Annotated in this window: 29 protein-coding genes, 1 tRNA gene and 1 riboswitch; of the genes, 21 read left to right on the top strand and 9 right to left on the bottom strand. The window is 63.6% G+C overall.

Annotated elements, in window-relative coordinates:
* Nucleotides 1-81 precede the first annotated feature (81 nt).
* The 11 genes from BW11_RS00140 to BW11_RS00090 all read left to right on the top strand — a co-directional run bounded on the left by BW11_RS00140 (nt 82) and on the right by BW11_RS00090 (nt 9,915).
* Entirely contained in the window at nt 82-837 is a 756-nt protein-coding gene (locus BW11_RS00140; protein ID WP_107043201.1) for a YebC/PmpR family DNA-binding transcriptional regulator, read from the top strand.
* 6 nt (nt 838-843) lie between these two features.
* On the top strand, nt 844-1,428 hold the full coding sequence (gene ruvC / locus BW11_RS00135) for a crossover junction endodeoxyribonuclease RuvC (protein ID WP_043164250.1): 585 nt from the start codon (nt 844-846) through the stop codon (nt 1,426-1,428).
* Between the two features lie 57 nt (nt 1,429-1,485).
* Complete coding sequence (gene ruvA / locus BW11_RS00130; protein WP_140444225.1) at nt 1,486-2,109, top strand: Holliday junction branch migration protein RuvA; 624 nt, start codon at nt 1,486-1,488, stop codon at nt 2,107-2,109.
* Nucleotides 2,110-2,118: 9 nt separating this feature from the next.
* Nucleotides 2,119-3,219: a Holliday junction branch migration DNA helicase RuvB gene (gene ruvB, locus BW11_RS00125; protein ID WP_043164244.1), complete on the top strand. Its 1,101-nt coding sequence runs from the start codon at nt 2,119-2,121 to the stop codon at nt 3,217-3,219.
* 68 nt (nt 3,220-3,287) lie between these two features.
* Nucleotides 3,288-3,743: a preprotein translocase subunit YajC gene (gene yajC / locus BW11_RS00120; protein ID WP_140444224.1), complete on the top strand. Its 456-nt coding sequence runs from the start codon at nt 3,288-3,290 to the stop codon at nt 3,741-3,743.
* Between the two features lie 2 nt (nt 3,744-3,745).
* Nucleotides 3,746-4,327: an adenine phosphoribosyltransferase gene (locus BW11_RS00115; RefSeq protein ID WP_140444223.1), complete on the top strand. Its 582-nt coding sequence runs from the start codon at nt 3,746-3,748 to the stop codon at nt 4,325-4,327.
* Between the two features lie 93 nt (nt 4,328-4,420).
* Entirely contained in the window at nt 4,421-5,623 is a 1,203-nt protein-coding gene (gene sucC, locus BW11_RS00110) for an ADP-forming succinate--CoA ligase subunit beta (protein WP_043164240.1), read from the top strand.
* On the top strand, nt 5,623-6,546 hold the full coding sequence (gene sucD, locus BW11_RS00105) for a succinate--CoA ligase subunit alpha (RefSeq protein WP_140444222.1): 924 nt from the start codon (nt 5,623-5,625) through the stop codon (nt 6,544-6,546). Before sucC ends, sucD begins: the two co-directional genes overlap by 1 nt.
* Nucleotides 6,543-8,030, top strand: a complete 1,488-nt coding sequence (locus BW11_RS00100) for a DUF6350 family protein (protein ID WP_140444221.1) — start codon at nt 6,543-6,545, stop codon at nt 8,028-8,030. The genes sucD and BW11_RS00100 overlap by 4 nt, the downstream gene beginning before the upstream one ends.
* Nucleotides 7,978-9,609, top strand: a complete 1,632-nt coding sequence (gene purH, locus BW11_RS00095) for a bifunctional phosphoribosylaminoimidazolecarboxamide formyltransferase/IMP cyclohydrolase (RefSeq protein WP_043164235.1) — start codon at nt 7,978-7,980, stop codon at nt 9,607-9,609. The genes BW11_RS00100 and purH overlap by 53 nt, the downstream gene beginning before the upstream one ends.
* A 24-nt stretch (nt 9,610-9,633) precedes the next feature.
* Entirely contained in the window at nt 9,634-9,915 is a 282-nt protein-coding gene (locus tag BW11_RS00090) for a DUF3017 domain-containing protein (RefSeq protein ID WP_140444220.1), read from the top strand.
* Here the strand turns inward: BW11_RS00090 and BW11_RS00085 are convergent.
* Nucleotides 9,835-10,806: an MIP/aquaporin family protein gene (locus BW11_RS00085; protein ID WP_140444219.1), complete on the bottom strand. Its 972-nt coding sequence runs from the start codon at nt 10,804-10,806 to the stop codon at nt 9,835-9,837. The two genes, BW11_RS00090 and BW11_RS00085, sit on opposite strands and share 81 nt — an antisense overlap.
* A 160-nt stretch (nt 10,807-10,966) precedes the next feature.
* On the opposite strand from BW11_RS00085, the gene BW11_RS00080 reads away from it, so the two are divergent.
* The 3 genes from BW11_RS00080 (at nt 10,967) to BW11_RS00070 (ending at nt 14,776) form a co-directional block, all read left to right on the top strand.
* Entirely contained in the window at nt 10,967-11,740 is a 774-nt protein-coding gene (locus BW11_RS00080; RefSeq protein ID WP_107043192.1) for a pseudouridine synthase, read from the top strand.
* On the top strand, nt 11,737-13,875 hold the full coding sequence (der, locus tag BW11_RS00075) for a bifunctional cytidylate kinase/GTPase Der (RefSeq protein WP_140444218.1): 2,139 nt from the start codon (nt 11,737-11,739) through the stop codon (nt 13,873-13,875). The genes BW11_RS00080 and der overlap by 4 nt, the downstream gene beginning before the upstream one ends.
* Before the next feature lie 827 nt (nt 13,876-14,702).
* Nucleotides 14,703-14,776 (top strand) — tRNA-Pro (locus BW11_RS00070).
* Between the two features lie 296 nt (nt 14,777-15,072).
* Here BW11_RS00070 and BW11_RS11705 read toward each other — a convergent pair.
* The 5 genes from BW11_RS11705 to BW11_RS00055 are packed head-to-tail and all read right to left on the bottom strand — an operon-like array spanning nt 15,073 to nt 18,600.
* On the bottom strand, nt 15,073-15,831 hold the full coding sequence (locus BW11_RS11705; protein ID WP_258184397.1) for a hypothetical protein: 759 nt from the start codon (nt 15,829-15,831) through the stop codon (nt 15,073-15,075).
* On the bottom strand, nt 15,828-15,959 hold the full coding sequence (locus BW11_RS11700; protein WP_258175505.1) for a hypothetical protein: 132 nt from the start codon (nt 15,957-15,959) through the stop codon (nt 15,828-15,830). Before BW11_RS11700 ends, BW11_RS11705 begins: the two co-directional genes overlap by 4 nt.
* The gene (locus BW11_RS11450) at nt 15,952-16,359 is read right to left on the bottom strand and encodes a hypothetical protein (protein WP_181162427.1); all 408 of its coding nucleotides are present in this window, start codon (nt 16,357-16,359) and stop codon (nt 15,952-15,954) included. Before BW11_RS11450 ends, BW11_RS11700 begins: the two co-directional genes overlap by 8 nt.
* Nucleotides 16,356-16,772 (bottom strand): hypothetical protein, encoded by a 417-nt coding sequence (locus BW11_RS11445; protein ID WP_181162426.1) that lies wholly within the window; start codon nt 16,770-16,772, stop codon nt 16,356-16,358. The genes BW11_RS11450 and BW11_RS11445 overlap by 4 nt, the downstream gene beginning before the upstream one ends.
* Nucleotides 16,765-18,600: a bifunctional DNA primase/polymerase gene (locus BW11_RS00055; protein ID WP_140444217.1), complete on the bottom strand. Its 1,836-nt coding sequence runs from the start codon at nt 18,598-18,600 to the stop codon at nt 16,765-16,767. Before BW11_RS00055 ends, BW11_RS11445 begins: the two co-directional genes overlap by 8 nt.
* 61 nt (nt 18,601-18,661) lie before the next feature.
* On the opposite strand from BW11_RS00055, the gene BW11_RS00050 reads away from it, so the two are divergent.
* Nucleotides 18,662-18,880, top strand: a complete 219-nt coding sequence (locus BW11_RS00050; RefSeq protein ID WP_140444216.1) for a hypothetical protein — start codon at nt 18,662-18,664, stop codon at nt 18,878-18,880.
* A 296-nt stretch (nt 18,881-19,176) separates the two neighbouring features.
* Here BW11_RS00050 and BW11_RS00045 read toward each other — a convergent pair whose 3' ends face one another.
* Nucleotides 19,177-19,992, bottom strand: a complete 816-nt coding sequence (locus BW11_RS00045; protein ID WP_140444215.1) for a PhzF family phenazine biosynthesis protein — start codon at nt 19,990-19,992, stop codon at nt 19,177-19,179.
* A gap of 356 nt (nt 19,993-20,348) precedes the next feature.
* On the opposite strand from BW11_RS00045, the gene BW11_RS00040 reads away from it, so the two are divergent.
* From BW11_RS00040 to BW11_RS00015, 6 genes are all read left to right on the top strand, one after another.
* Complete coding sequence (locus tag BW11_RS00040; RefSeq protein WP_140444214.1) at nt 20,349-20,687, top strand: multidrug efflux SMR transporter; 339 nt, start codon at nt 20,349-20,351, stop codon at nt 20,685-20,687.
* Between the two features lie 329 nt (nt 20,688-21,016).
* The gene (locus BW11_RS00035; protein WP_140444213.1) at nt 21,017-21,217 is read left to right on the top strand and encodes an antitoxin VbhA family protein; all 201 of its coding nucleotides are present in this window, start codon (nt 21,017-21,019) and stop codon (nt 21,215-21,217) included.
* Between the two features lie 154 nt (nt 21,218-21,371).
* Nucleotides 21,372-21,860 carry a Fic family protein gene (locus tag BW11_RS00030; RefSeq protein ID WP_140444212.1) on the top strand — a complete coding sequence of 163 codons (489 nt, stop codon included), beginning with the start codon at nt 21,372-21,374 and terminating at the stop codon, nt 21,858-21,860.
* A gap of 287 nt (nt 21,861-22,147) precedes the next feature.
* Nucleotides 22,148-22,208, top strand: a riboswitch (guanidine-III (ykkC-III) riboswitch).
* Nucleotides 22,206-22,544: a multidrug efflux SMR transporter gene (locus BW11_RS00025; RefSeq protein ID WP_308810420.1), complete on the top strand. Its 339-nt coding sequence runs from the start codon at nt 22,206-22,208 to the stop codon at nt 22,542-22,544. Its footprint overlaps the riboswitch before it by 3 nt.
* Before the next feature lie 119 nt (nt 22,545-22,663).
* The gene (locus tag BW11_RS00020) at nt 22,664-23,452 is read left to right on the top strand and encodes a class I SAM-dependent methyltransferase (RefSeq protein WP_140444211.1); all 789 of its coding nucleotides are present in this window, start codon (nt 22,664-22,666) and stop codon (nt 23,450-23,452) included.
* Between the two features lie 162 nt (nt 23,453-23,614).
* Nucleotides 23,615-23,923: a type II toxin-antitoxin system RelB/DinJ family antitoxin gene (locus tag BW11_RS00015; RefSeq protein WP_140444210.1), complete on the top strand. Its 309-nt coding sequence runs from the start codon at nt 23,615-23,617 to the stop codon at nt 23,921-23,923.
* A 15-nt stretch (nt 23,924-23,938) separates the two neighbouring features.
* Here BW11_RS00015 and BW11_RS00010 read toward each other — a convergent pair whose 3' ends face one another.
* Nucleotides 23,939-24,568: a hypothetical protein gene (locus BW11_RS00010; RefSeq protein WP_140444209.1), complete on the bottom strand. Its 630-nt coding sequence runs from the start codon at nt 24,566-24,568 to the stop codon at nt 23,939-23,941.
* Between the two features lie 42 nt (nt 24,569-24,610).
* Nucleotides 24,611-24,997, bottom strand: coding sequence for a DUF488 domain-containing protein (locus BW11_RS00005; protein WP_140444208.1), 387 nt, complete (start codon nt 24,995-24,997; stop codon nt 24,611-24,613).
* Nucleotides 24,998-25,115 lie beyond the last annotated feature (118 nt).

Below are 25,115 nucleotides of genomic sequence, written 5' to 3'. Positions count from 1 at the left end.
TGATCGGACGAAGCCGATTGTCGGCTAACCGCCCTACAATCGTTTCGTTTGTCCATTATCCGTCAACCTGCTAGGAGCATTATGTCAGGTCATTCCAAGTGGGCGACCACCAAGCACAAGAAGGCCGCCATCGACGCCAAGCGCGGCAAGCTCTTCGCCAAGCTCATCAAGAACATCGAGATCGCGGCCCGTATGGGCGGTGGCGATCCGGACGGCAACCCGTCCCTCTACGACGCCGTGTACAAGGCCAAGAAGGCCTCCATGCCGGCCGACAACATCAAGCGCGCCATCAAGCGCGGCTCCGGTGAGGAAGCCGGCGGCGCCAACTACGAGGACATCGTCTACGAGGGCTACGCCCCCGCCGGCGTCGGCCTCATCATCGAGTGCCTGACCGACAACCGCAACCGCGCGGCCGCCGAGGTCCGTTCCACCCTGACCAAGGGCAACGGCTCCCTGGCCACCTCCGGCTCCGTGTCCTTCAACTTCGAGCGCAAGGGCCAGATCGAGGTCCCGTCCGAGGGCGTCGACTTCGACGACCTGTTCGAGAAGGCCGGCGACGCCGGTGCCGAGGACGTCGTCGACGATGGTGACGTGTTCACCGTCGTGACCGACCCGTCCGACCTGCACACCGTCCGCAAGGCCCTGCAGGACGCCGGTTTCGACTACGATTCCGCCGATATGGTCATGCGCCCGAAGAACGAGGTCGAGCTGACCCTCGACGATGCGCGCAAGGTCTCCAAGCTCATCGACAACCTCGATGATCTGGACGATGTGCAGAACATCTACTCCAACTGGACCGCCTCCGACGAGGTCATGGAACAGCTTGACGAGGAGTAATCCGAGGTGATCATCCTTGGCGTCGATCCCGGGCTCACACGCTGCGGGGTCGGCGTGATCGAAGCCGGCGCACACCGCCGGCTTTCGTTTATTCACGTCGACGTCGTGCGTTCGTCGCCCGATGTGTCGCAGGATCTGCGTCTGCTCTCCATCTACAACGGGCTGGTCGACAAGATCGAGACCTACGCTCCGGACGCCGTGTCGATCGAGCGCGTGTTCGCCCAGTCGAACCGCAACACCGTGCTCGGCACCGCGCAGGCCGCGGGACTGGCCATGCTCGCCGCCGCGCAGCGCAACATCCCGGTGGCGCTGCACACGCCGACCGAGGCGAAGCTCGCGATCACCGGCAACGGCCAGGCGCAGAAAATACAGGTCGAGCGCATGGTCACGCGCATCCTCAACCTCAACAGGATGCCCACGCCCGCCGATGCGGCCGATGCGCTCGCGCTGGCGATCTGCCACGCCCTGCGTCCCGCGGGCGCGCTGCAGGGAGGGGAGCGCGAGGAGCATCTGACGCCCGCGCAGCGGCAGTGGGCCGATGCCGCCAAGAAGGCGACGAAGCGCCATATCAACGCCGACCGCGGCATGTGATGCCCGCGTGCGATACCGTGTGATACACTGTCGAACAGTTGTTCGATAGGAGGTGTCGTGATCGGTTCGTTACGCGGCATGGTCGATGCGGTGGATGCCTCGGCCATGCTCATCGAGGTCGGGGGAGTCGGCTACGAGGTGCGCATGCCCTCGGCCGACCTCTCCCGTGTCCATGGCGGCATGGAGACGAGGGTCTACACCTATCTCAACGTCTCGCAGGACGCGATCACGCTGTACGGGTTCCTCGAGCCCGCGGCGAAGCGCACGTTCCTGCAGCTGATCAAGGTCAACGGCATCGGACCGAAGGTGGCGCTGTCGCTGCTCTCGACGCTCAACCCCACCCAGCTCGCCCGCGCGATCGCCGACAACGACGCCGCCGCCCTGTCCAAGGCCCCCGGTCTCGGCAGGAAGGGCGCGCAGAAGATCATCCTCGAGCTCAAGGGGTCCATCGATCTGGAGGCTCTGGAGGAGAACGGCGCCTCCGTGACGACCGCCGGAGTCGAGGACAAGGGAGCCGCGCAGGTCATCGAGGGCCTCATGTCCCTTGGCTGGCGTGAACAGGACGCCGAATACGCGGTGCATGCCGCCTGCGAGGACAATGGCATCACCACGCCGATCGCCGAAGCGGACGTGCCCAGAGTGCTGCGTCTGGCCCTCGCCTCGCTGGACAGAGGGCGGTGATAGACGGACATGAACGAACCGTACATCAGCGCCGAACTCGCCCAGCCGCAGGGCAACGAGAACATCGGGGCGAACGAGGAGTCGCTGCGCATGGTCTCCTCCCAGCCGCTCGGCAACGAGCCGGTCAGCGACGAGGAGCTGCGCCCCCACGCCCTCGCCGGATTCATCGGCCAGCCCCGTCTCAAGGCCCAGCTCCAGCTGTTCCTCGACGCGGCGCGCAAGCGCGAGGTACCGCCGGACCACATTCTGCTCGCCGGCCCTCCGGGCCTCGGCAAGACCACGTTGGCGATGATCGTAGCCAACGAGCTCGGCGTGCCGATCCGCATCACCTCCGGTCCCGCCATCCAGCACGCCGGCGACCTCGCCTCGATCCTGAGCTCGCTGGACGCGGGGGAGGTGCTGTTCGTCGACGAGGTGCATCGTCTGCCGCGTGCGGCCGAGGAGCTGCTGTACATCGCGATGGAGGACTTCCGCGTCGACGTGATGGTCGGCAAGGGGCCGGGCGCCTCGTCGATCCCGCTCACGCTGCCGCGCTTCACGATGATCGGTGCCACCACGCGCGAGGGCATGCTGCCCTCGCCGTTGCGCGCCCGATTCGGCTTCACCGCCCACCTCGACTTCTATCCGGTGGAGGAGCTGGAGAAGCTCGTCGAGCGCTCGTCGGGAGTGCTCGGCATCGTTCTGGACGAGGGGTCATCCCACGAGCTCGCGCTGCGTTCCCGTGGCACGCCGCGTATCGCCAACCGTCTGCTGCGCCGCGTGCGCGACTGGGCGATCGTCCATGATCTGCCGTCCGTCGGCCCCGATGACGTCAGGGAGGCGCTGTCCCTCTACCAGATCGACGCCGAGGGTCTCGACCGGTTGGACATCGCGGTGCTCAACGCCATCGTCAGGAACTTCAACGGCGGTCCGGTGGGTCTCAACACCCTTGCGGCCATGGTCGGCGAGGAGTCGGAGACCGTGGAGACCGTGTGCGAGCCGTATCTGGTGCGCGAGGGATTCCTCATCCGCACGCCCAAGGGCCGCGTCGCCACCGACAAGGCGTGGAGGCATCTCGGCATACGGCCGGATGCCGATGCGGACGGGAACGATGTCAGCAAGCTTTTCTAAACTTTATATTTTGGATTAGTCGTTATTCGGATTAGTCATTGTTTCCCGACCGGAAGGAAATCATCGTCATGGATTCCAGTTTTATCTTCATCATCATGCTCGTCGTCGTCATGGGCGGCATGATGTGGTGGCAGCAGAAGAAGGCCAAGGAACAGCAGCAGAAGGTCAAGGACTTCCGCTCCAGCCTCCAGCCGGGTACCGAGATCATCACCATCGGCCAGATCATCGGCAAGGTCGTCTCCGTCGACGAGCAGTATGAGGAGGTCGTCATCGACTCCGAAGGCAGCAAGCTCCGCGTCGGCTTCAACGCGATCTCCCGCGAATACGTGCGCCCCGCCTACGTCTCCGATGACGAGGTGGACGAGAACGGCAACCCGATCGCCGAGAACGATGCCGTCGAGTCCGGCGTCACGTCCGATGCCGAGTCCGACGCCGCCCAGGTGAACGTCGAGGACTCCGTCGCGGCGAACAACGCCGAGGCCGGCACGGACAACGCCGCGAACGCGGACAAGGAAGCCAAGTGATCATGGCCGGCAGCGACATCGTCATCAAGGACCTCGCCAAGGTCGGTCAGAGCGACGCCGAGTACCTCGTCTCCCTGATCCGTTCCATTCCCGGCTTCCCGAAGGAAGGCATCATCTTCCGTGACTTCATGCCGGTTCTGGCCGATGCCAGGGGCCTCGACGTGCTGATGCACGCACTCGAGGCGGCCCTGCCGCTGCCGGCCGACGAGTTCGACTCCATCGCCGGACTCGAATCGCGTGGCTTCCTGTTCGGCCCCGCTCTCGCCCATCATCTGGGCAAGGGGTTCATCGCCATCCGCAAGGCGGGTAAGCTTCCGCCCGAGACGATCGGCGAATCCTACGATCTGGAGTACGGCACCGCCAGCGTCGAGATCGAGACTACGGCCGTCAAGCCCGGCGAACGCGTGCTCATCGTCGATGACCTCATCGCCACCGGCGGCACCGCCAAGGCCGGTGCCGACCTCATCGAGAAGGCGGGCGGCACGATCGCGGGCTTCAGCTTCGTGATGGCGCTCGACGGGCTCGACGGGCTCGACAAGCTCGGCGAGGTCCCCGTCAGCACGCTCATCTCCATGCCGGCCTGAGTCGAGGCCGACGATCCGTGGGTCCGTCGTTTGGAAGGCAAACGGCGGACCCACGGGTAATCAATCGACAATCACACGCAACGGAAAAGAGCAATGGATCTTTACGAATATCAGGCGCGCGAACTGCTCGAGGAGCAGGGTATCCCCACGCCGAAGGCCATCTACGCACAGAACTCGCATGAGGTGGCCGAAGCCGCCGAACAGCTTGGATACCCCTGCGTCGTCAAGGCGCAGGTCAAGATCGGCCATCGTGGTCAGGCCGGAGGCGTCAAACTCGCCAAGACCCGCGACGAGGCCATTCTCGATTCCGAGGCCATCCTGCCGATGACCATCCACAAGCACAAGGTCAACGGCGTGCTCGTCGCCGAGGGCAAGAACATCCTCCATGAATACTACGTGTCGATCTCCGTGGACCGTACCTCGCGCGACTACGACGTCCTCGCCACCGCCAACGGAGGCACCGAGGTCGAGGAGATCGCCCGCGAGCACCCTGAATCGGTCAAGCGCCTGCACATCGAGGCGCTCGACGACTTCGATCTCGAGGCCGCCACCAGGATGGCCGAGAGCATCGGCTTCTACCACGCCGACGTCGATCAGGCGGCACAGATCCTGCTCAAGATGTGGAAGTGCTTCAAGGAGAACGACGCCACGCTCGTCGAGATCAACCCGCTCGCCAAGATCGGCGATCCGGACGACGAGTCCTCGAAGAGCCTGTGCGCGCTTGACGCCAAGATCTCCCTTGACGACAACGCCGCGTTCCGCCACGACGGCTGGAAGCGCTTCGCCGATCCGATGGCCAACGACGAGTTCGAACGCCGCGCCAAGGAGCACGGCCTGCACTACGTGCATCTCAAGGGCCAGGTCGGCGTGATCGGCAACGGCGCGGGTCTCGTGATGAGCTCCCTTGACGCCGTCTCCGGCGCCGGCGAGGAACAGGGCACCGGCATCAAGCCGGCCAACTTCCTCGACATCGGCGGCGGTGCCTCGGCCGAGGTCATGGCCGCCAGCCTCGAGATCGTGCTGTCCGATCCGCAGGTCGAGTCGGTGTTCATCAACGTGTACGGCGGCATCACCTCCTGCGAGCAGGTCGCCAAGGGCATCCTCGAGGCGGTCGAGACGCTCGGCGGCACCAAGCCGATCGTCGTGCGCTTCGACGGCAACGCCGCTGCTGAGGGTCTCGCCCTCCTCGCCGAATCGAACACCCCGAACGTGCATGTCGCCCAGACCATGGAGGAGGCGGCAAGCGAGGCCGCACGCATCGCGGCCAACGCGCAGAAGACCAAGGAGACCAACTGATGGTGCTGTTCATTGAAGACGACGCTCCCGTCATCGTGCAGGGCATGACCGGTCATCAGGGCATGACCCACACCGCCCGCATGCTCAAGGCGGGCACCAACATCGTCGGCGGCGTCAACGCCCGCAAGGCGGGTCTTGACGTCACGTTCCCGGCCGCCAAGGACGGCGAGGACGCCACGATCCACGTGTACGGCTCCTGCGCCGAGGCCCGCGAGGCCACCGGTGCCACCGCATCCGTCGTGTTCGTGCCGCCGCGCTTCGCCAAGGACGCTGTGGTCGAGGCCATCGAGGCCGGCATCAAGCTCATCGTCGTCATCACCGAAGGCATTCCGGTCGCCGATTCCGCCTACTTCGTCGAGCTCGCGCTGCAGCACGGCGCACGCGTGGTCGGTCCCAACTGCCCCGGGCTCATGACCCTGGCCTCGTCCGAGCACACGCACGGCGTCAACCTCGGCATCATTCCCGACGGCATCGTCTGCCGCGGTCCGCTGGGTCTCGTCTCCAAGTCCGGCACGCTCACCTACCAGCTGATGGGGGAGCTGTCCGACATCGGCTTCACCGCGTGCCTCGGCGCCGGCGGCGATCCGATCGTCGGCACCACGCTGCTCGAGGCGCTGCAGGCCTTCGAGGCTGATCCGAACACGAAGGCCGTCATGATGATCGGCGAGATCGGCGGCAACGCCGAACAGGACGCCGCACAGTGGGCCGCCGAGCACATGACCAAGCCGGTCGTCGCCTACATCGCGGGCTTCACCGCCCCCGAAGGCAAGCAGATGGGCCACGCCGGCGCCATCGTCTCCGGCGGCAAGGGCACCGCGAAGGACAAGAAGGAAGCGCTTGAAGCCGTCGGCATCCGCGTCGGGCGCACGCCAGGCCAGGCCGCCGATATCATGCGTGAGGTGCTTGCGGGTCTCGATCAGTGAAACTGAAATCACGATATCTCGCCATCGTCATCAAGGGCGCCGTCGCCTCCCTCGGGGCGATGGCGCTTTATGCGATCTCGCTCGGCTGCTTCATCGCGCTGATGCTGCTGGTCATCTCGATGGAGGAGGGCGGCGAGAACCTGCCCACATCCGCCGTTCCGCTGACCCAGGCCGTCATCCTGCTCAGCCAGGGCGTAGGTTTTTCCCTCGGCACGGTACGCGTCGGCATCACGCCCCTGCTCCTGACCATTCTGCTGATCGCGCTCATCGCGCAATGCGCACGCAAGGCGGGGGGAAACATCATCAACTGGGCGGTGGGTCTCGGCATATGGATCGTGCTCGACCTCATGTGCGCCAACGGCACGTCCATCGAACTCGAGGATCCGCCGCTGACCATCATCGCCAAGGCCGCGGCGATCTGGACGGTCGGATACCTGCTGGGTGCGCTGCCGGGATCGCGGCTCATGTCCGACGCGCGTACCGCGTTCAGGGAACGTGTCGGCGCGCGGGCCTACGACGCCGTGGCGCTTGCATTGCTGCTCGTCGCCGCCATGTTCGTCGTGGCATGCGTCGCCGGACTCGTCGTCGTGATCGTATGGATCACACGCGACTGGCAGGGCATGGCGCTCCTGTTCGACATGGACGGCATGGAGAACGGCTCGCGCATCCTCACCACGATTGCCTCGTGCGCGTGGCTGCCCAACCTCATGGTCTGGGCGTTCTCGTGGCTGCTGGGCGCCGGATTCCACATCGGCGATCTCGGCGTCTTCACCATGTGGGCGGGACAGTCCGCGGGGCTGCCGCCGCTGCCGGTATTCGGCCTGATGCCGGAAGGGGTGGGCGACGACCGCATCCGTCTGATCCTGCAATGCGTCATCCCCGCCATCTACGCGGTCCTCGCCCTGCTCGCCATGCTGCTGCCCGGCCCGATGAAGGTCAGACCGGTCGCATTCGGCGACGCCGACGGACTGAAGCGTCTGATCATCACGATGCTGTGCCATGCCGGCGTGCTCGTCGCCGCGGCCGCGGCCACGATCGGACTGTCGGCCGCAGGCTTCGCACTGTCGAATGGCCCACTCGGCCACCAGCGACTCGCCCATGTGGGCGTTGACGTCGTCCCCTCGACGGCGGCGGTGGCCCGCGCGCTCGGATTCGGACTGACGAGCGCATGGCTCGTCGTCACCGTAGTGTTGGCGGCCGTCTACGGGATACACTGGATTGTCGAGCATCACACCGACCATTCGCCGCGCACGGAACATGCCGAGCGGACGTCCGACGGGGATCCGGGCCGTGTGCAGCCCGTCAGGGCCGCAGACGAGCGTCGTGCCGTCCGCGTGGCCGAAGGCAAGGCGGGCAAGACGCCGAAGGCCGGCAGAGTCGTGCGTTCGGCGCCAAACGTGAAGCGTGAACAACCATCAAAGGAGGAACACGATGACAACAACCAATCGTCCGATCAGGAGGGCACTGGTCTCCGTCTTCCATAAGGAAGGCATCGAAGTGCTCGCCGAGGCCTTCATCAAGGCCGGCGTCGAGGTCGTATCCACCGGTTCGACCGCCAAGCGTCTGGCCGAGCTTGGCGTGCCCGTCACCGAAGTGAGCGAAGTCACCGGGTTCCCCGAGTGCCTCGACGGCCGCGTCAAGACCCTCGACCCGCACATCCACGCCGGCATTCTCGCCGACATGACCAACCCTGACCACGCCGCCCAGCTGGAGAAGTTCGGCATCAAGCCGTTCGATCTGGTCGTCGTGAACCTGTACCCGTTCGCCGACACCGTGCGCTCCGGCGCCGATGAGGCCGCCACCATCGAGAAGATCGACATCGGCGGCCCGTCCATGGTGCGCGGCGCCGCGAAGAACAGCGCCACCGTCGCGATCATCACCGATCCGGCCGACTACGCGCTGGTCGCCGAGCGCATCTCGAACGGAGAGGGCTTCTCCCTGGAGGAGCGCCGCTGGCTGGCCGGCAAGGCGTTCGCCCACACCGCCGCCTACGACGCGACGATCAACGAGTGGACCGCCAAGCACTGGCCCAAGCCCGCCACCATCGTCGAAACCGATCACGACGACGAGGACCATCCGGTCAACGACGCCAAGTTCCCGGCCGCATTCACCCGCACCTGGGATCGCGCGCACACGCTGCGCTACGGCGAGAACTCCCACCAGCAGGCCGCCCTGTACCTCGATCCGCTGGACCGCAACGGCTTCGCGCACGCCGAACAGCTCGGCGGCAAGCCGATGAGCTACAACAACTACGTCGACGCCGACGCCGCATGGCGCGCAGTGTGGGATATGGCGCCGTCCATCGCGGTCGCCGTGGTCAAGCACAACAACCCGTGCGGTCTCGCCATCGGAGCCACCGCGGCCGAGGCCCACAGGAAGGCCCACGCCTGTGATCCGGTGAGCGCCTACGGCGGCGTCATCGCATGCAACAGCACCGTCACCCTTGAAATGGCCGAAAGCGTGCGTCCGATCTTCACCGAGGTCATCGTCGCCCCGGCCTACGAGCCCGAGGCGCTGGAGCTGCTCCAGACCAAGAAGAAGAACCTGCGCATCCTCAAGGTGGCCGAGCCGCCGAAGGGCCACACGCAGTTCCGTCAGATCGACGGCGGCCTGCTCGTGCAGGACATGGACCTCATCAACGCCACCGGCGACGATCCGGACGCGTGGAAGCTCGTCTCCGGCGAACCCGCCGACGAGGCCACGCTGAAGGATCTCGTGTTCGCATGGCGCGCCATCCGCTGCGTCAAGTCCAACGCCATCCTGCTCGCGCACGATCAGGCCACGGTCGGCATCGGCATGGGCCAGGTCAACCGCGTGGACTCCTGCCATCTGGCCGTCGAGCGTGCGAACACGCTGGCGGACGGCGCCGACCGCGCCACCGGTTCCGTGGCCGCCTCCGACGCGTTCTTCCCGTTCGCCGACGGCGCCGAGACCCTGATGGACGCCGGCGTCAAGGCCATCGTCCAGCCCGGTGGTTCCATCCGCGACGAGGAGGTCATCGAGGCCGCGAAGAAGGCCGGCGTGACGATGTACCTGACCGGAACCCGTCACTTCTTCCACTGATCGAGCGATCGGGTCGATAAGTCCATGAAGAATCATCCCTATGTCTCCGAGGACCACGAGGGCAAGCCGTGGTTCGAATGGTGCGTCGCCGTGGCGGTGATCGCCTCCGGCGTGATCGCGGTCCTCGGATACACGATGGCCGCCACGGTGCTGATCTCCGTGACGGCCATCGGTACGGGGCTGCTGCGCATGATCATGCGCGAACGCAGCCCATGGAAGGTGAGGTCAGTGGCGTTCGACACCACCATCGGCATCTGCCTTGGCGTCGGACTGCTGGTCCTCTACTTCTCCGGCTACTTCCTGTGACGCCTCGGAAGCTCCGGCCGTCTCGAACGGTTCCTGGGCGTTGCCATAGGAGGCATCGGCCGTCGGCTCCTTCCCGGAGTCGGCGGCCTCGTCGTATCCGCCGATCTGCGCGGGGTCATCGCCCGCGGCCTTCGGCGTGTGCACCATCTGCATGACGATCATCGCCAGCGCGACCAGCGCCGCCGCGAGGATCGGGCACACCCAGAACACCCACAGCTGGCTCAGCGGCTCCACCGACAGACCCTGGTTCTGCGAGGCCACGGCGATGCCGGTGGCACGGGCGGGATTGAGCGCAGCACCGGTGATCGGGAAGGCCACGGCGGTGGCGAACGTGTAGGCGACGGCCGTCGCCAGCGCATAGCGGGACTTGTCATAGTTCGCCATCGCGACGCCCACGACCACCACGCCGGCCACGACCTCGACCGCGATCGCCTGCGTGATGGAGACGTTCAGACCGTACTGGTTGAGCGTCGTGTAGGCGACGGAACCCTTGTCGAAGCCGTTGACCGCGGTGGTCAGCCACTGCGAGATCGTCACCGTGCTGGAGGTGGGCAGCAGGAACCTGACCAGCAGACCGGCGAGCACGGCGCCGAGCGTCTGGAAGACGATGTACAGGACGCCGTCCACGAGCTTCGTTCTACCGGTGAGCATGGCCGCCACCGTCACCGCCGGGTTGAAGTGGCCGCCGGAGACCCAGCCGAGCGCGTACACCGCGGCGGCGTAGGTCAGACCGGTGCCGATCGCGATATAGGCGAGATTGGCGGAGAAGACCACCGTGCCGAACGTGCTGAACACGTAGATGGCGAAGCAGATGAGGAAGGTGCCGGCCAGCTCGGCCCCCACCCGAAGCGGCCACGGCTGTTCCTTCGTAACGTTGTCCTGTGATGTCATATCAATCCTTCGATCATTGCGATACTTCGTTCCGCTCCGGGGCAGACCCCGCGGAACGCTGCCAGTCTAGCAGTGCCGCGCGTCGTCGGGCCGGTTTGGACCGGAGGTCACGATACACTATCAGATTTGGAAATACACCTAAGGCCACGTTGGGAGAACGATGCCAAACGCATATTCCCGCGCCAGAAAGGCGCATGAAGACAATCAGGAAGGCATTCGCCTTCAGAAGCTGCTCGCTCAGGCCGGATTCGGTTCCCGCCGCAAGTGCGAGCTCATGATCACCGAAGGCCGAGTCGAAGTGGACGGGGAGCTCGTCACCGAACTCGGCACCCGCGTCGATCCCACGCACCAGCAGGTCCGCGTCGACGGATCCCGCGTGCGCATCAACAACAACCACATCACGCTTGCGCTCAACAAGCCGAAGAGGGTCCTGTCCGCCATGGAGGATCCGAAGGGCCGCTACACGCTGCGCGACATCGTCGGCGACAAGTACGAGCGCATCTTCCACATGGGCCGTCTGGATTACGATTCGGAGGGCCTCATCCTCATGACGAACGACGGCGAGCTGAGCCAGCACGTCATGCACCCCAAGTACGAGGTCGAGAAGACCTACGTCGCCACCCTCGAGGGCAAGATCTCCGGCACCGTGTGCCGCCGTCTCGTCACCACCGGCGTGCAGCTGGACGACGGATGGATCAAACTCGACCACTGCGCGATCATCGACTCGAGCCGTGACGCCACGATCGTCAAGGTCGTGCTGCACTCCGGCAAGAACCGCATCGTGCGCCGAATCTTCGGTTCGATCGGCTTCCCGGTCAAGCGTCTGGTGCGCACCCAGATCGGTCCGATCAAGCTCGGTGAGCTCAAGTCCGGTTCCTACCGCGTGCTGAGCCAGGCCGAGGTCCGTTCCCTGGCCAAGGAGGTCGGCCTGTGATCCGCGTCGCCATCGACGGGCCCGCCGGCGTCGGCAAATCCTCGACGTCGAAGGCGCTGGCCAAGTACTACGGCTTCGCCTACCTCGACACGGGCGCGATGTACCGCGCCTGCGCATGGTGGTGTCTGAAGAAGGGCATCGATCTCGATGTCGACGAGCCCGATGAGCGGGTCGTCACCGAGACGGTCGGCGAGTTCTTCACCGGCGACCACTTCGACATCTCCGTCGATCCGGACCATCCGTCCGTGAGCGCCGACGGCGAGGACATCTCCGAGGCGATCCGCTCCTCCGAGGTCTCCACGCACGTCTCCAAGGTGTCGGGCATCATCCCGGTGCGCAACGTGCTCATCGCCGCCCAGCGCGCCTACATCGCCCGCGAGGAGTCCAAGGACTCCTTCTCCGGCGGTCTCGGCATCGTCGCGGAGGGCCGTGACATCACCACGGTCGTCGCCCCCGATGCCGAGGTGCGCGTTCTGCTGACCGCCCGCGAGGAGGTCCGTCAGGCCCGCCGCACCGGCCAGTCCGTGGGCGCCGCCGGAGTCGGCGCGGAGGATGTCGCGGCCCGCGATCGTATCGACGCGAAGACCACGAGCTTCCTGACCGCCGCGGACGGCGTCACCACCATCGACAACTCGGACATGACCTTCGAGCAGACCCTCGACACGCTCGTCGGGCTCGTCGACGACGCCATCGAGGAGCAGGAGTACGAGCAGTACGCCGCCAACCTCGAAGGCTACGATCTGGACGAGGGAGACGAGGCGCTGATCGAGCATGACGGCATCGTCTCCGCCTCCTCGAGCCAGCCCGGCACCAAGCAGGTCGGCGTGCTCGCCATCGTCGGACGTCCGAACGTGGGCAAGTCGTCGCTGGTCAACCGCATCCTCGGCAAGCGTGTCGCCGTCGTCGAGGACACGCCGGGCGTCACCCGCGACCGCGTCAGCTACGACGCCGAATGGGCCGGCACCGACTTCAAGCTCGTCGACACCGGCGGCTGGGAGGTCGACGTCGAGGGCATCGATTCGGCCATCGCCTCGCAGGCCGAGGTCGCCGTGCATCTCGCCGACGCCGTCGTGCTCGTCGTCGACGGGCAGGTCGGCCTGACCGATACGGACGAACGCATCGTCAGGATGCTGCGCGCCTCCGGCAAGCCGGTCACGCTCGCCGTCAACAAGATCGACGACCGTGAAAGCGAGTACCTGACCGCCGAATTCTGGAAGCTCGGTCTGGGCGAGCCCCACTCGATCTCCGCCATGCACGGCAGGGGAGTGGGCGATCTGCTCGATGAGGCGCTCGACAGCCTGAGGAAGGCGCAGAAGACCTCCGGTTTCCTCACGCCGTACGGTCTGCGCCGCGTGGCGCTGGTGGGTCGTCCGAACGTGGGCAAGTCGTCGCTGCTCAACCAGCTCGCGCACGAGGAGCGTTCCGTCGTCAACGATCTGGCGGGCACCACGCGCGATCCGGTCGACGAGGTCATCGACATCGACGGCGAGGACTGGCTGTTCATCGACACGGCCGGCATCAAGCGCCGCCAGCACAAGCTGCAGGGTGCCGAATACTATTCGTCGCTGCGCACGCAGGCCGCCATCGAACGCTCCGAGCTCGCGCTCGTCCTGTTCGACGCGTCCGTGCCGATCTCCGATCAGGATTTGAAGGTCATGAGCTCCGCCGTGGACGCGGGACGCGCCATCGTCCTCGTATTCAACAAATGGGATGCGATGGACGAGTTCGACAAGCAGCGTCTCGAACGTCTGTGGGCCACCGAGTTCGACCGCGTCACCTGGGCGCAGCGCGTGAATCTGTCCGCCAAGACCGGCTGGCACACCAACCGTCTGGCCAAGGCCATGCGCGAGGCGCTCGAATCGTGGGACAAGCGCATTCCGACCGGCAAGCTCAACGCGTTCCTCGGCCAGCTGCAGTCCGCCCACCCGCACCCGCTGCGCGGTGGCAAGCAGCCGCGCATCCTGTTTGCCACGCAGGCCTCGACGCGTCCGCCGCGCTTCGTGATCTTCGCCACCGGCTTCCTCGAGCACGGCTACCGCCGCTACATCGAACGCTCGCTGCGCGAGGAGTTCGGTTTCGAGGGCACGCCGATCCAGATCTCGGTGAACATCCGCGAGAAGAAGAAGCGCAAGTAGCTTATGTGGCTTATGTAGCTTATGCGGCTCACGTGGCTCACGTAGCGGGGACCTATCTCACTGTGTCAGTCGCTGTGCCAGCGCAACAAGTTCCCGAAATCACCCTTGGTTTCGGGAACTTGTTGCGCTGGCCGATTCTCACTTATTCTCGGTCCGTTCTCAGCCGCTCTCATCGCAACAATATTCTCATCGCAACAGTATCCAGAGCACAGGGTCGATTTCCGGAATTTGTTGCACGGACTTCGTCTCAGCGCAACAATCTCGCGAGATTCTCCTTGAGTTCCGGAGTATGTTGCGCTGACGTCGACTTAGCGCATCATATTTCGAAACTTAGGGGGATCGTTTCGGTATATGTGTAGCTGGGGCTTGGCGTGCTGAACGCCTGATTCCATCGTCGGCCATGTTGCGATCCGCCGTGTTGCGATCGACCTCATGGTCGATGACGCAAGATATGGCGGACAATGATCATGCAGTAACGAAGGTAGTGGGTATCTCCCCTTGGCGTTTACGGATCGATCGGTGACAGCGATGCCTGATCGGGAGATGAGCTCGACACCCGCGGGGAACACGCCGAGTTGCGTTCCTGAAAGTTTCTGGTAAATTAATCGACTGTTGCAAAACGCAGCATCGGACCATAGCGCAGTTTGGTAGCGCACTTGACTGGGGGTCAAGGGGTTACTCAGTCATACTGAGTGACACTTGACCGGATGTCAGCTACCAGTAGGGCTAAGGGCCTACGCTGAAAAGCGGATAATTTAAGATGGACACAACTGGACACAATGTAATACGGTTCCTCGGACACGGATTGCTCCTTTTGTGTTGGTTTTCGGACCATAGCGCAGTTTGGTAGCGCACTTGACTGGGGGTCAAGGGGTCGCGGGTTCAAATCCCGCTGGTCCGACTAGAAAGCCCGGAATTTCAACGATTCCGGGCTTTTTGTATTCTGCGACACGCCGTGTTCTCGGCGTTCTGGACACGTTTTCGGACACAACTCGGGACACAACCGGACACACCCCTACCCCGACACGCCTCATACCATGGGCATGTCTCCAAACGACTGGGAAATTGCTCCCGACCTATCCCCAAGGCTTGCCCACACTTCCTTCACACGTTTTTTGTCCATGCCTTCGATCTGAACCACCGCAAATGCCCCGATCTCCTGAGCGTGGAGTACGGGACATTTGCCGTATATCGGATTCATTGCGCGCGTTCGCGGATGAGGGGCACGATGCTGCTGAGCGGGATGCGTCCGTGCCTGTCCGGTGTGAGTCTTCCTTGCCGTGTCCATGAGCGGATGGTGGACGCGGGCAGTCGGAAGCCGGCCTTGGCGCATTGGTCGCTCAGTTGCTTGGGTGTGCCCTTCTTCTCCGATTTGGCGAGTCGGTCGAGGAGCCGGTCGGGCACGTAGGTGCGGTTCACCTCGGCGCCGCAGGAGCGGCATGCGCCCATGTGGGCGCGCGGTTCGCCCCAGACGATGCCGTTCGGGCAGAAGGGGCAAGCGCCGTAGGCGACTTGTGCCATGGGTGGATCCACGGCGCGGTTGACCTTGCCTGCCATGTCAACGATGTCGCGCCACCATGAGCGGGCGTCGGACGCGTCGAGCAGTGGCCGGTCGTCGTTGAGGATGCCGTATATGAGCGCCGGAATGCTTGCCGTGCGTCGGATGGCGGCGGGCAGCCGGCATTGCAGGGCGGCCAGCCGGATCAGCTCCTCGGTCTCCCGATAGAGTTCCCACGCGTGTTCCTGGATGGGAAGGACGGCATGGGCGGATTGCGTGCGGATGCCGCTGCGGTCCGGTGCCGTTGTGCTGGCCTGTCGGTTGGCGATGAGCAGCAGTGCGGGCGTGTCCGATGCGATCAGGGTCATCGCGTCGCGGAACCGTTGAACGCAGTCGCGGCACACCTTGCGGCGTCGCGCGGCGGGATTGCCGTCGTGGTTTACGCAACGCCCGTTCATGGTCGTGCCGCCTTCACGCCGGGGTGCTGGTGGAGCTGTTGCCGGTCGTCGGTGGTCCAGCCGCATGAGCACCACCAGCGGAATCCCGTGCTGGAGTATTCGGTGATGATCTGGTGTTGTTCACGCATGGTCGGTCTCCGTCTTGTCGGCGTAGCGGACGTGTTCCTGCATGAGGCCCAGTGACGTGTAGTCGTGGCCGCACGAGCAGATGAACACCGTGCCCTGTTTGGCGGTGTCCACGAGACGGTGCGTCATCAGCGGTCGTGGCGATTGGTATGAGGCTACGGGCATGGGCGTGGCTTTCTCTTCGAGATGGGCGAGGAACTGTCGGGTGCTGCGGGTCTTGTATCCGCACGTGCATTCGCGCGTGGTGCCGGCCGCGGTGCCGAACCCGCTGACGGCCGCCGGTTGGCGCAGGAACTGGATGGCCGCGGGATACGCGCGGCGCAGCCGGTGGTGCGTGGTCTCCGGCAGACGGACGACGCGGGGGCGGGGTCGTGTGTGGCGTTTGGGGTGGATGATGCTCATAAGGGTCGTCTCCAGAGTTCGGTGAACAGTCGGACGTCCTCGTCCGACAAATGGATGCCGGGATCCCAGCGTGAGACTGGTTTCCGTCTGATTGGTGTGAATGGTTTGAGGCTGATGGGCGTGCGGTGGCATTCGTGGACGGCGAGGTATTGGCCGTCCGGGCTGATGCCTCGCGCGCCGCACGGGTTCTGCAGGGTGAGCAGTCCGGCGGTGTATTGGTGGATGCGGGTGAACGGCCGTTCGAGGATGATCGCGGTGGTGAGGTCCTTCGCGTCGAGTATGCCGGGATCGTATGTTTCCCATACGGGTCCCTGCTCGTCCGCGGCCACCCATTCCCGGCAGCCTGTGCATCGTCTGGCTTTCAGTCGGCCGGTGCATAGGTGTGTGAGCCATGATGGTTTGCGTCTAGGCATGACGGTCTCCCAGTTGTCGGGTGATGCTGCGCCATATGGTCTCCAGTTCCGTGTCCTGCAATCCGCTGGCGTGACCACGCGCATACAGGTCGTCGCGGATCCGGGCGGCGTTGTCGGGGTGGTTGGCGAGCCGTCCGTACGCCCACCGGTGCAGCGTGTCGTTGCGGGATCCGGGGGCGATCGGGGTCATGTCGGGCTCGTTCCTGACGCTTTTGCCGGCCATGCGGGTGGACCGGTATCGGGTGCGCATCATCACCGGCCGCGCCCCGTCCGGCTGCATCGTCGCGGGAGTCTCGCCGTCCACGTAGCCGTGCTCTCTGAGCCATGCGACCATGACGGGCGGCATGAGGGGCGGTTGCCCGTCTGGCAGGTCGAGCAGCCGGTATGTGCCGCCGTCGTCCAACACCGAGCCGGCGCCGATGACGTAGCCCTTGCCCTCGCAGCGGATGTCCACCGGCTTGCCGGTCAGGTGCACGCCGTTCTTGAGCTTGCCTTTCAATTCGTCGGGGATGAGGTAGTAGGCGTGCACGCTGGCGAGTCCATGCTTCTCGCCGGTGGGCGTGGATACGAGGTAGGTGCGTGGGAACGCGCTGCCGCCGTACGGGCCGATCTCACGGTTGAACACGTCCCAGCCCGTGGGCGCGTCCGCGAGCACGCGTCCGTTCTTGTCCTTGGCGACGTCGAGGTCGATGACCGCCGTGCCGACGGCGGGGATGACCGCGTACGCATTGCCGTTGGGCGTGCGCGTGGATCCGGCGGGCAGGTCCTTCGTCTTCTGCCAGTCGTAGGACTTCTTGCCGTCCGTGACGGTGGCGTAGTTGACCGGGTAGCCGGCTTCGCCGGGCGTGACCGTGGCTTCGCCCTCGATGGGCTGCGGTGGCGTGGGCGTGGTCTCGTTGATGGCCTGGTTGATGTCGTGTTCGCTCTTGGCCCGGTAGACGGCGAAGATCCTCTCGTCGGCGACGACGAGCACGCGCGCGACCTTGCCTTCGACGCGCTTGCACGTGGATTCGAGGCCGAGCTTGGTCACGGAGTTGCGGTGCGTGGCCGACGACGCGTAGTAGGGGTTGTCGCCGCTGACCGCGTACCCCTGCACGATGATCTGGTCAACGATCCACTGCTCATGCTCCGAGAGGTCGTCTCCGGATCCGATGGCCACGTCGTCCCACGGCTTGTCCGAGCGTTCCCACAGGCGGCAGGATGCCATGAGGAACGGCACGGCCCCGTGCTCGGCGCGGAAGGCCAGCAGTTCTTTGAACTCCGCTTCGGCGCGGTTGTCGCGCATGCGGACGAACACGCGGCGGCGTTTCAACGCCTCGGTGTTGGCCATGATCACGGGATTGTTCGACGCGATGATGAACGTGGCCTTGTTGCGGAAGCTGACCGTGTTCTCCTGAATGCGGCGGGCGGCCATCATGTCGCCGGTGCCGATCTTCTTCAAGAGCGTGGCCTGTTCCAGGGTGATGATGTCGGCGTCCTCGTCGTACGCCCACAGAGCTCCGATGAGTTTGAGCATCTCCTGATCGGTCGCGAACCCGCCCGCGCCCTTCGCGCCGCCCAGCAGGGTCTTCGCGTTCACCGCCGTGCTCAAGCCGGGGAACGACCGGTTCAACGCACCCAGCAGGATGCCCTTGCCGTTGCCGCCGCCACCATAGAGCACGTAGAACAGATGCTTGTACGCCTCCAGCAAGGGCGTGGCGAACATGCGGCCCAGATTCTGGGCGGAGTGTTCGTCGGCGGTCACGAACCTGAGGAACCGGCCCGCCTCGGCCACCAGCCCGTCATCGTACTCCTCGGACAGGCTCACCTCGAACGGGTCGTCGAACAACGGCTGGTCGGGCGTGACACGACGCTGCCCGGCTGCGCCATTTCAGCCATGCCGCCCGGCTATGCTGCCCGGCCGCGCCCCGGCGGTGCCGCTCAACGCATTTTTCGGCGGTTTTGGCGTTGAGCGGCACGACGATGCGTCATTGCCGCCTTGCCGTCTTTTTGACACATTGTCAAAACGGCTGTTTTCCAACGATTCTGCAATAACCGGTATCGCGGGGGCCGCTCCTGCCGCCGCCTTGTCTGCCGTTCAACGTGAAAAATCGCCAAAATCACGTTGAGCGGCACGGTTTGCTGCCGCTCAACGAACATCAACCGATTGACATGCGCTGAGCGGCAGACTCATCGCGCATCCATCCCCGATTCGCCCCGATCGCCGTGTTGATCGGACGTTATGTGGTGAGCAATGCGGGTTTTCGCGGTGGATCCTATGGGATCGGACGCAATGGGCTCGGACCGGACTGGACGCTCAGGCCGGATTCCATTTCGTCCTCTTCTCGTTGTTCCGGCTTGTTTCCATATCGATTTGACGATGTAGAGGCTCACGTGGACTGTATGCGGACATTGTGGTACGCGATCATTCGGGCAGGATCTCGCCGACGGAGAACAGCGCCGCACTTCCGCCGAGGCTGACACGCCCGTCATTCACCGTCGCTTGGATGACACCACCGCGTGCGGATGCCTGATAGGCAGTGAGTGTGGCCTTGCCGAGTCTCTTGCTCCAATAGGGCAGGATGTGGCAGTGTCCGGAACCGCAAACCGGGTCTTCAGGCACGTTGAGTTTCGGAGCGAACGAGCGGGAGATGCAGTCGAATCCCGTGCCGGGCTTCCCTGCGGCCGTGATATTGGCCAGTAGACCGGGCAGTTCGGTCAGGGCTGCCGAGTCGGGCTTGAGCTCGCGCACGGTCTGCTCGTTCTCCATCACGCATAGCAGGTCACGGCCGAGCCATGCCTCAAGAGGTCGTGCCCCCAGCGCCTGCTCCATCGCATCGGTAACGGGTGTGGGCTTGAGATCGTATGCGGGGAAATCCATCGAGAGGACTTCGCCCGTGGTTCTGCGGTCGTTGTCGGGGCCGTTTTGACGTGTTACGGTCAGCATGCCGCTCATCGTCCGGAACCGGACCTCGCCGGCCTCGGGCTCGACGAACCGCAGTATCACGTACGCGGAGGCGAGTGTCGCATGCCCGCACAGATCGATCTCGCCTCCTGGCGTGAACCAGCGCAGGCACCATCCATCCGGCTCATGCACGATGAACGCGGTCTCGGAGAACCGGTTTTCCATCGCGATGTTCGCCATCAGCTCGTCTGATGGCCACGACTCAGGCAAGCACACCGCCGCCGGATTGCCTTTGAACACCCGATCCGTGAACGCATCCACCACATACTGTTTCATATCTTGTCCGGTTCCCTTATTCCTTATCCGATTGCGCCAAGTTTATTCCGGGAGCTCGAACTTGGGGTGAGCTGAGACAGGCTGTGCTGACCACTATCGACGTGGCTGTCGTGCGACTGGCCGACGTCACCGGGATTCGTCCTGTCGTCGGCGCAACGGCTTTTTGCCGATTTCTCGGGCACATCCGGGTCTGGCGCAAGTCGGACGGCCGAAGTTTTGCTTCGCGTCATGTCGGCGTCATGCTGGCGTCATGCTGGCATCGCGAGGAGCGTACTTGTCCAGCGCGGGATGCTAGCTTGTGGCCGATTCGACCGATTCAGCCGAATCGGAGCATGATCGCAAGAAGGGGGATGAGTATGGCGTTGACATGGTTGATGCTGTTCGGGGCTATTTTCTGTGAGGTGGCGGCCACGTTGTCGCTGCGCGCCTCGGAGGGGCTCAGCAGAGTCGCGTGGGTGATTCCCGTGGTGCTGGGGTATGGTGTCTGCTTCTTCCTGCTCGCGAAGGTCCTGGATCGCGGCATGCCGACCGCGCTCGCTTATGGCGTGTGGTCGTGCGTCGGCATCATCGCCACCGCGATCATCGCGCATTTCGCCTTCCGTGATCCGTTGAACTGGCGTATGTGGCTGGGCATGGCGATCATGATCGTCGGTATCATCGTGCTGCAGTGGGGCAGCCACACCGCCGTTCGCTGAGCGGGACGGGCAAGACCTTCGATATCACGAATCGTCGGCGGATCGGCTGGCGCTCCGCATGTTAGTGGTTTGCCATCGTGTCTGCGGCTTAGACACGACTCAGACACGATGGCCCCCGAGAGCAGCCAAATAATCAGCAATCAACGAATTTCGACAAGAATTCAGAAACGGCGTAAAATCAATCGTAACGAGATTGACGAAGTTTAGTCGGACCAACGAAATACCCCTCCAACCAACAAGGGGTCGCGGGTTCAAATCCCGCTGGTCCGATTGGACAAAGCCCGCGATCTTCAGGATTCTGGGCCTTTTGTTTTAGTCGGAGGGTTGATATGGATCGTAAGCGTGCAGTCGAAGAAGCCATCCACTCCGGCGAGATGGAAGGCGCCTACGTATCGGACGAGTTCCGTAATGACGCGAATGAATTTGCGCAGGGCGGCATGAGCATTGAACAGCTCATGCAACGCGCATGGCGTCGCAACAACCACGGAGCCGGCATGGATGCACATGCCGGAGAATCTCATGCCGGCTGATTTCGTTGACCCGTACATTGATTCGAAGACTGGCATACTCGCCAATATTCCGGGAGCTCGAACTTGGGATGAGCTGAGACAGGCTGAGGGCGAATTGGTCGGAACGCGCATGTTGCAGCTTTTCGCCGATCCGCCAATGGTCTGATACGGAAGCTTGGACGAGCTCAAGGTCATACACCATCTACTGTTTCAGGACGTTTACGCATGGGCCGGCCATATCCGGACCGTGGAAATCCGCAAGAATGTTGAGGGGTCTCAATTCTTCCTGCCTTCCACCAATATCGGGATGGGCGTGGCATGGTCGCAAGGCGAGCTCAAACGCGACCGCATGCTCAAAGGCATGGATCTCGTCACTTTTGCGGAGCGCCTTGCCTACCATTACGACAACTACAACTTCGTTCACCCATTCCGCGAAGGCAACGGACGGACGCAACGTGTCATGTGGACGATGCTCTGCCACTCTGCCGGATACGATCTCGACTGGCGGCAGGTCGGCGGCGATGAAAACGATAATGCCAGCCGTATGGCCGCCGAGGACAGAGATTATTCCGCATTGATTTCTATCTTCATGCGTATAGCTCATCCCTGTGATCCGAGTCGGCCGTTCAATATGGAACGTATCCCGGCTGGACACCTTGGGTGATGATGCTCTCGTGGTGTTGGAGCGATTCGCGGTGACGGAATGAATACCGTCAGGTGCGGGCTGATGAGACACTCGTGGCGGCAAGGCAATCGACCCGTATGAATCGTACGGGATTCGTCCTGTCGTCGGTGCAGCGGCATTTTGCCGATTTTCTCGGGTTCATCCGGATCCTGCGCAGGTCGGCGGCCGAAGTTTTGCTTCGCGTCATGTCGGCGTCATGTCGGCATTGCGAGGGCGTACTTGTCCAGCGGGGAGTAAGGTCGAGCTGTGCGCGTGCTACCCTGAAGCCAGAGCCGTACGTGGCTCCCGGACGATGGACAAGTACCCGGTTTGACAAGACTTGCCATGACCATGAGGAGCGTGATGGCTGTGTCTTGGCTCGTTCTCATTCTTTCCGGCATATGCGAATCGGTATGGGCGATCGCACTTGATCGTTCCGCGGGATTCTCCCGGATCATTCCCACGGTAGTATTCGCGGTCGGTCTTGCCGTCAGCATGGGTGGGCTTGCATACGCGATGAAGCACATACCGATCGGCACCTCGTATGCGATCTGGGTCGGCATCGGGGCGGCGATCACCGCGGCATACGGCATGATCAGCGGGGAGGAGACCGTCTCGCTGGTGCGTATCCTCCTCATCGGTGGACTGGTCGCTTGTGCCATAGGGCTGAAGCTCATCGACTGACATACGCGAGGATTGCCGGTCGACCGTCGTACGCTATATATGCTGGTACGACGTCAGCCGTAGAAGGCATCGCAAGGCGGGCGGCGGGGCAAGACCTTTTTCGGAAAGGATGGTTCGCGATGATCGTTGACGGGCGCATCGATGACGGCACGCCGTTCGACTGGGGGAGGGTGTCGGCCGATTACGCGAAGTACCGTGACATCTACCCGCCGGAGTTCTACCGGATGATCCTCGATCGAGGCCTGTGCCGGGACGGTCAGCATGTGCTCGATCTCGGCACCGGCACCGGGGTGCTGCCGCGCAACATGGCCCGCTACGGCGCCACATGGGTCGGCACCGACATCTCCGCCGAACAGATCGGACAGGCCCGACGCCTGTCCGCTGGCATGGACGGCATCGAATACCGAGTGTCCTCGGCTGAGGACGTCGATTTTCCGGATGCCTCGTTTGATGTGGTCACCGCATGCCAGTGCTTCTGGTATTTCGACCATGAGACCGTGTGCAATAAGCTGCATCGCCTGCTCAAGCCGGGTGGCCGGCTCCTCGTTCTGGTCATGGAGTGGCTGCCGTTCGAGGACGGGATCGCCGGTGCGAGCGAGCGACTCGTCCTCAAGTACAGCCCGCATTGGAGCGGGGCGGGGGAGCGCATGCATCCGATCGACGTTCCGGCCTGCTACGCAGCTTCAGGTTTCGAACTCGTCCATCATGAGGAGCGCAAGCTGGAGGTGCCGTTCACCAGGGAGGGTTGGAATGGCCGAATGAAGGCGTGCCGTGGCATCGGCGCGTCGCTCGACCCGGAGCATGTCGCCGCATGGGAGCGGGAGCACATGGCCATGCTCGAACGCATCGCCCCGGAGCGGTTTGATGTGCTGCACTACGCCGCTCTGGCCGAACTGAAGCGACTCTGAAGTCTGGAAGCCCGAAGGTTGGGGCTGATGCGCCGCCTGCCGGATCGCGATCCGGACGATGCGTCCGGTTCAAGTCGGTTGCAGGGTAGTATGACGACGATATATTGATCTACCTAGTATATGTACAATAGATATAGATAGTTTATCTGCTGGGAGGTTGATATGGCTAAGCTGGTTATGAATGTTGATGACGATATCAAGGAGCGTGCTGCCGCCCTCTATGAGTCCATGGGCATGAACCTGACCACTGCTGTGAACATGTTCCTGCGCCAGTCGCTGGTGGAAGACGGCGTGCCGTTCAGACCACGTCGTTACGAGGGCGTCCGGCTGGCTCCCACCGAGGACACACGTAAGGCGATGGTGGAGGCGGAAGCCAAGGAACTCGGATTGATCCCGGACGATGCGGTGGAGTGTCGGCCTGAAGACGAGATACGCGATCATCTGCATCATCTCAGGGAGCGTGCGCGGTGAGCTGTGCGATAGCGCTCAGTCGTGGTTCATGACGGTCAGCACGGTGCGGCGGATCATGCTCAGCGGGTGGTCGGGGAAGCGTGCGTCCCATGCGATGTCATCGGACAGGTCGCGTAGCACGACGCTTGTGATTGTCGGATCGTACGGGTCGGCGGCCCAGCCGTTGCCGTCCTTGTCGATGCGATGATGCCGTTTCGCGTGATCGCGCACGTACTTCTCGCGTACGCCGGTCATGCCCGCCTCCTCGGCGGCCACCGTGAGCTCCAGGATGGTGTCGTCGAATCGCACGTCCATGGTCAGGTTGTAGGTCAGATGGTGCCCGAGCGTCTGGTCGGGTTCGATAGCCTTGATGATCTTCCAGATCGCGTCGTGCCCGGCGTTCGTGGCGCCCAGCCCGACCTCGACGAGTCCCTGCGCATCGGTCAGCTCGGCATGTGCGCCATCGACGACCCTGCGTCCGTCTCCGAACGGCATGGCGTCCGATGCATCGATCGGACGGGCCTCGAGAATGGCGACGCCCTGCCCGGTCTGTGCGGAGTAGGTCGAAAGCCGTAGCGGGTCATCCGTTCCGGAATCGACCGGCGTGAACATGTCGGGGATGACGAGTCGGAGGTCGGCGACCTCGATGGCGATCGTGTGACGCATATGGGTTCCTTTCGAAAGACGTCGTTCCATTAGTATGCGACATTATGCGTCGCGAGTCTTGGCCTCGGTTGTACGCTCATCCATGTAGTCGCGCAGCACGGCTGCGTGGTTGACGTCGGGGTCCTTGGCCGCGTACAGGAGCGTGACCTTCCCATGCGTCAGGATGATGCGTCGCAGCTCGTCCACCGTCTCCTCGTTGGCGTCCAGTTCAGCGCGATAGCGGTTCGCGAAATCCGTGAACCGCGCCGGATCGTGGCCGAACCACTTGCGCAGGTCGTTTGAGGGCGCGATTCCTTTCATCCACAGATCGAGCGCGGCCCGTTCCTTCGTCATGCCTCGTGGCCACAACCGGTCCACGAGGATCCGGTATCCGTCCTGTGAATCCGGTTCGTCATAGACGCGTTTGATGCTGATGCTGTTGAAGCTCACGTCCTCATGATCGTTCCGCGGTCTCGGTTTGTCAACGAAATGTCATGCGGGTCATGCCATGAGGTGCCGAGATGTATTTTTACGGGGTTGTCAGTTGTTATGGTTTTTACGGCTATTC

The sequence above is a fragment of the Bifidobacterium sp. UTCIF-38 genome, assembly GCF_006454495.1.
GTDB lineage: Bacteria > Actinomycetota > Actinomycetes > Actinomycetales > Bifidobacteriaceae > Bifidobacterium > Bifidobacterium callitrichos.
The sequence above is the reverse complement of the archived record's forward strand: the minus strand, read 5'-3'. Positions and strand labels throughout refer to the sequence as shown.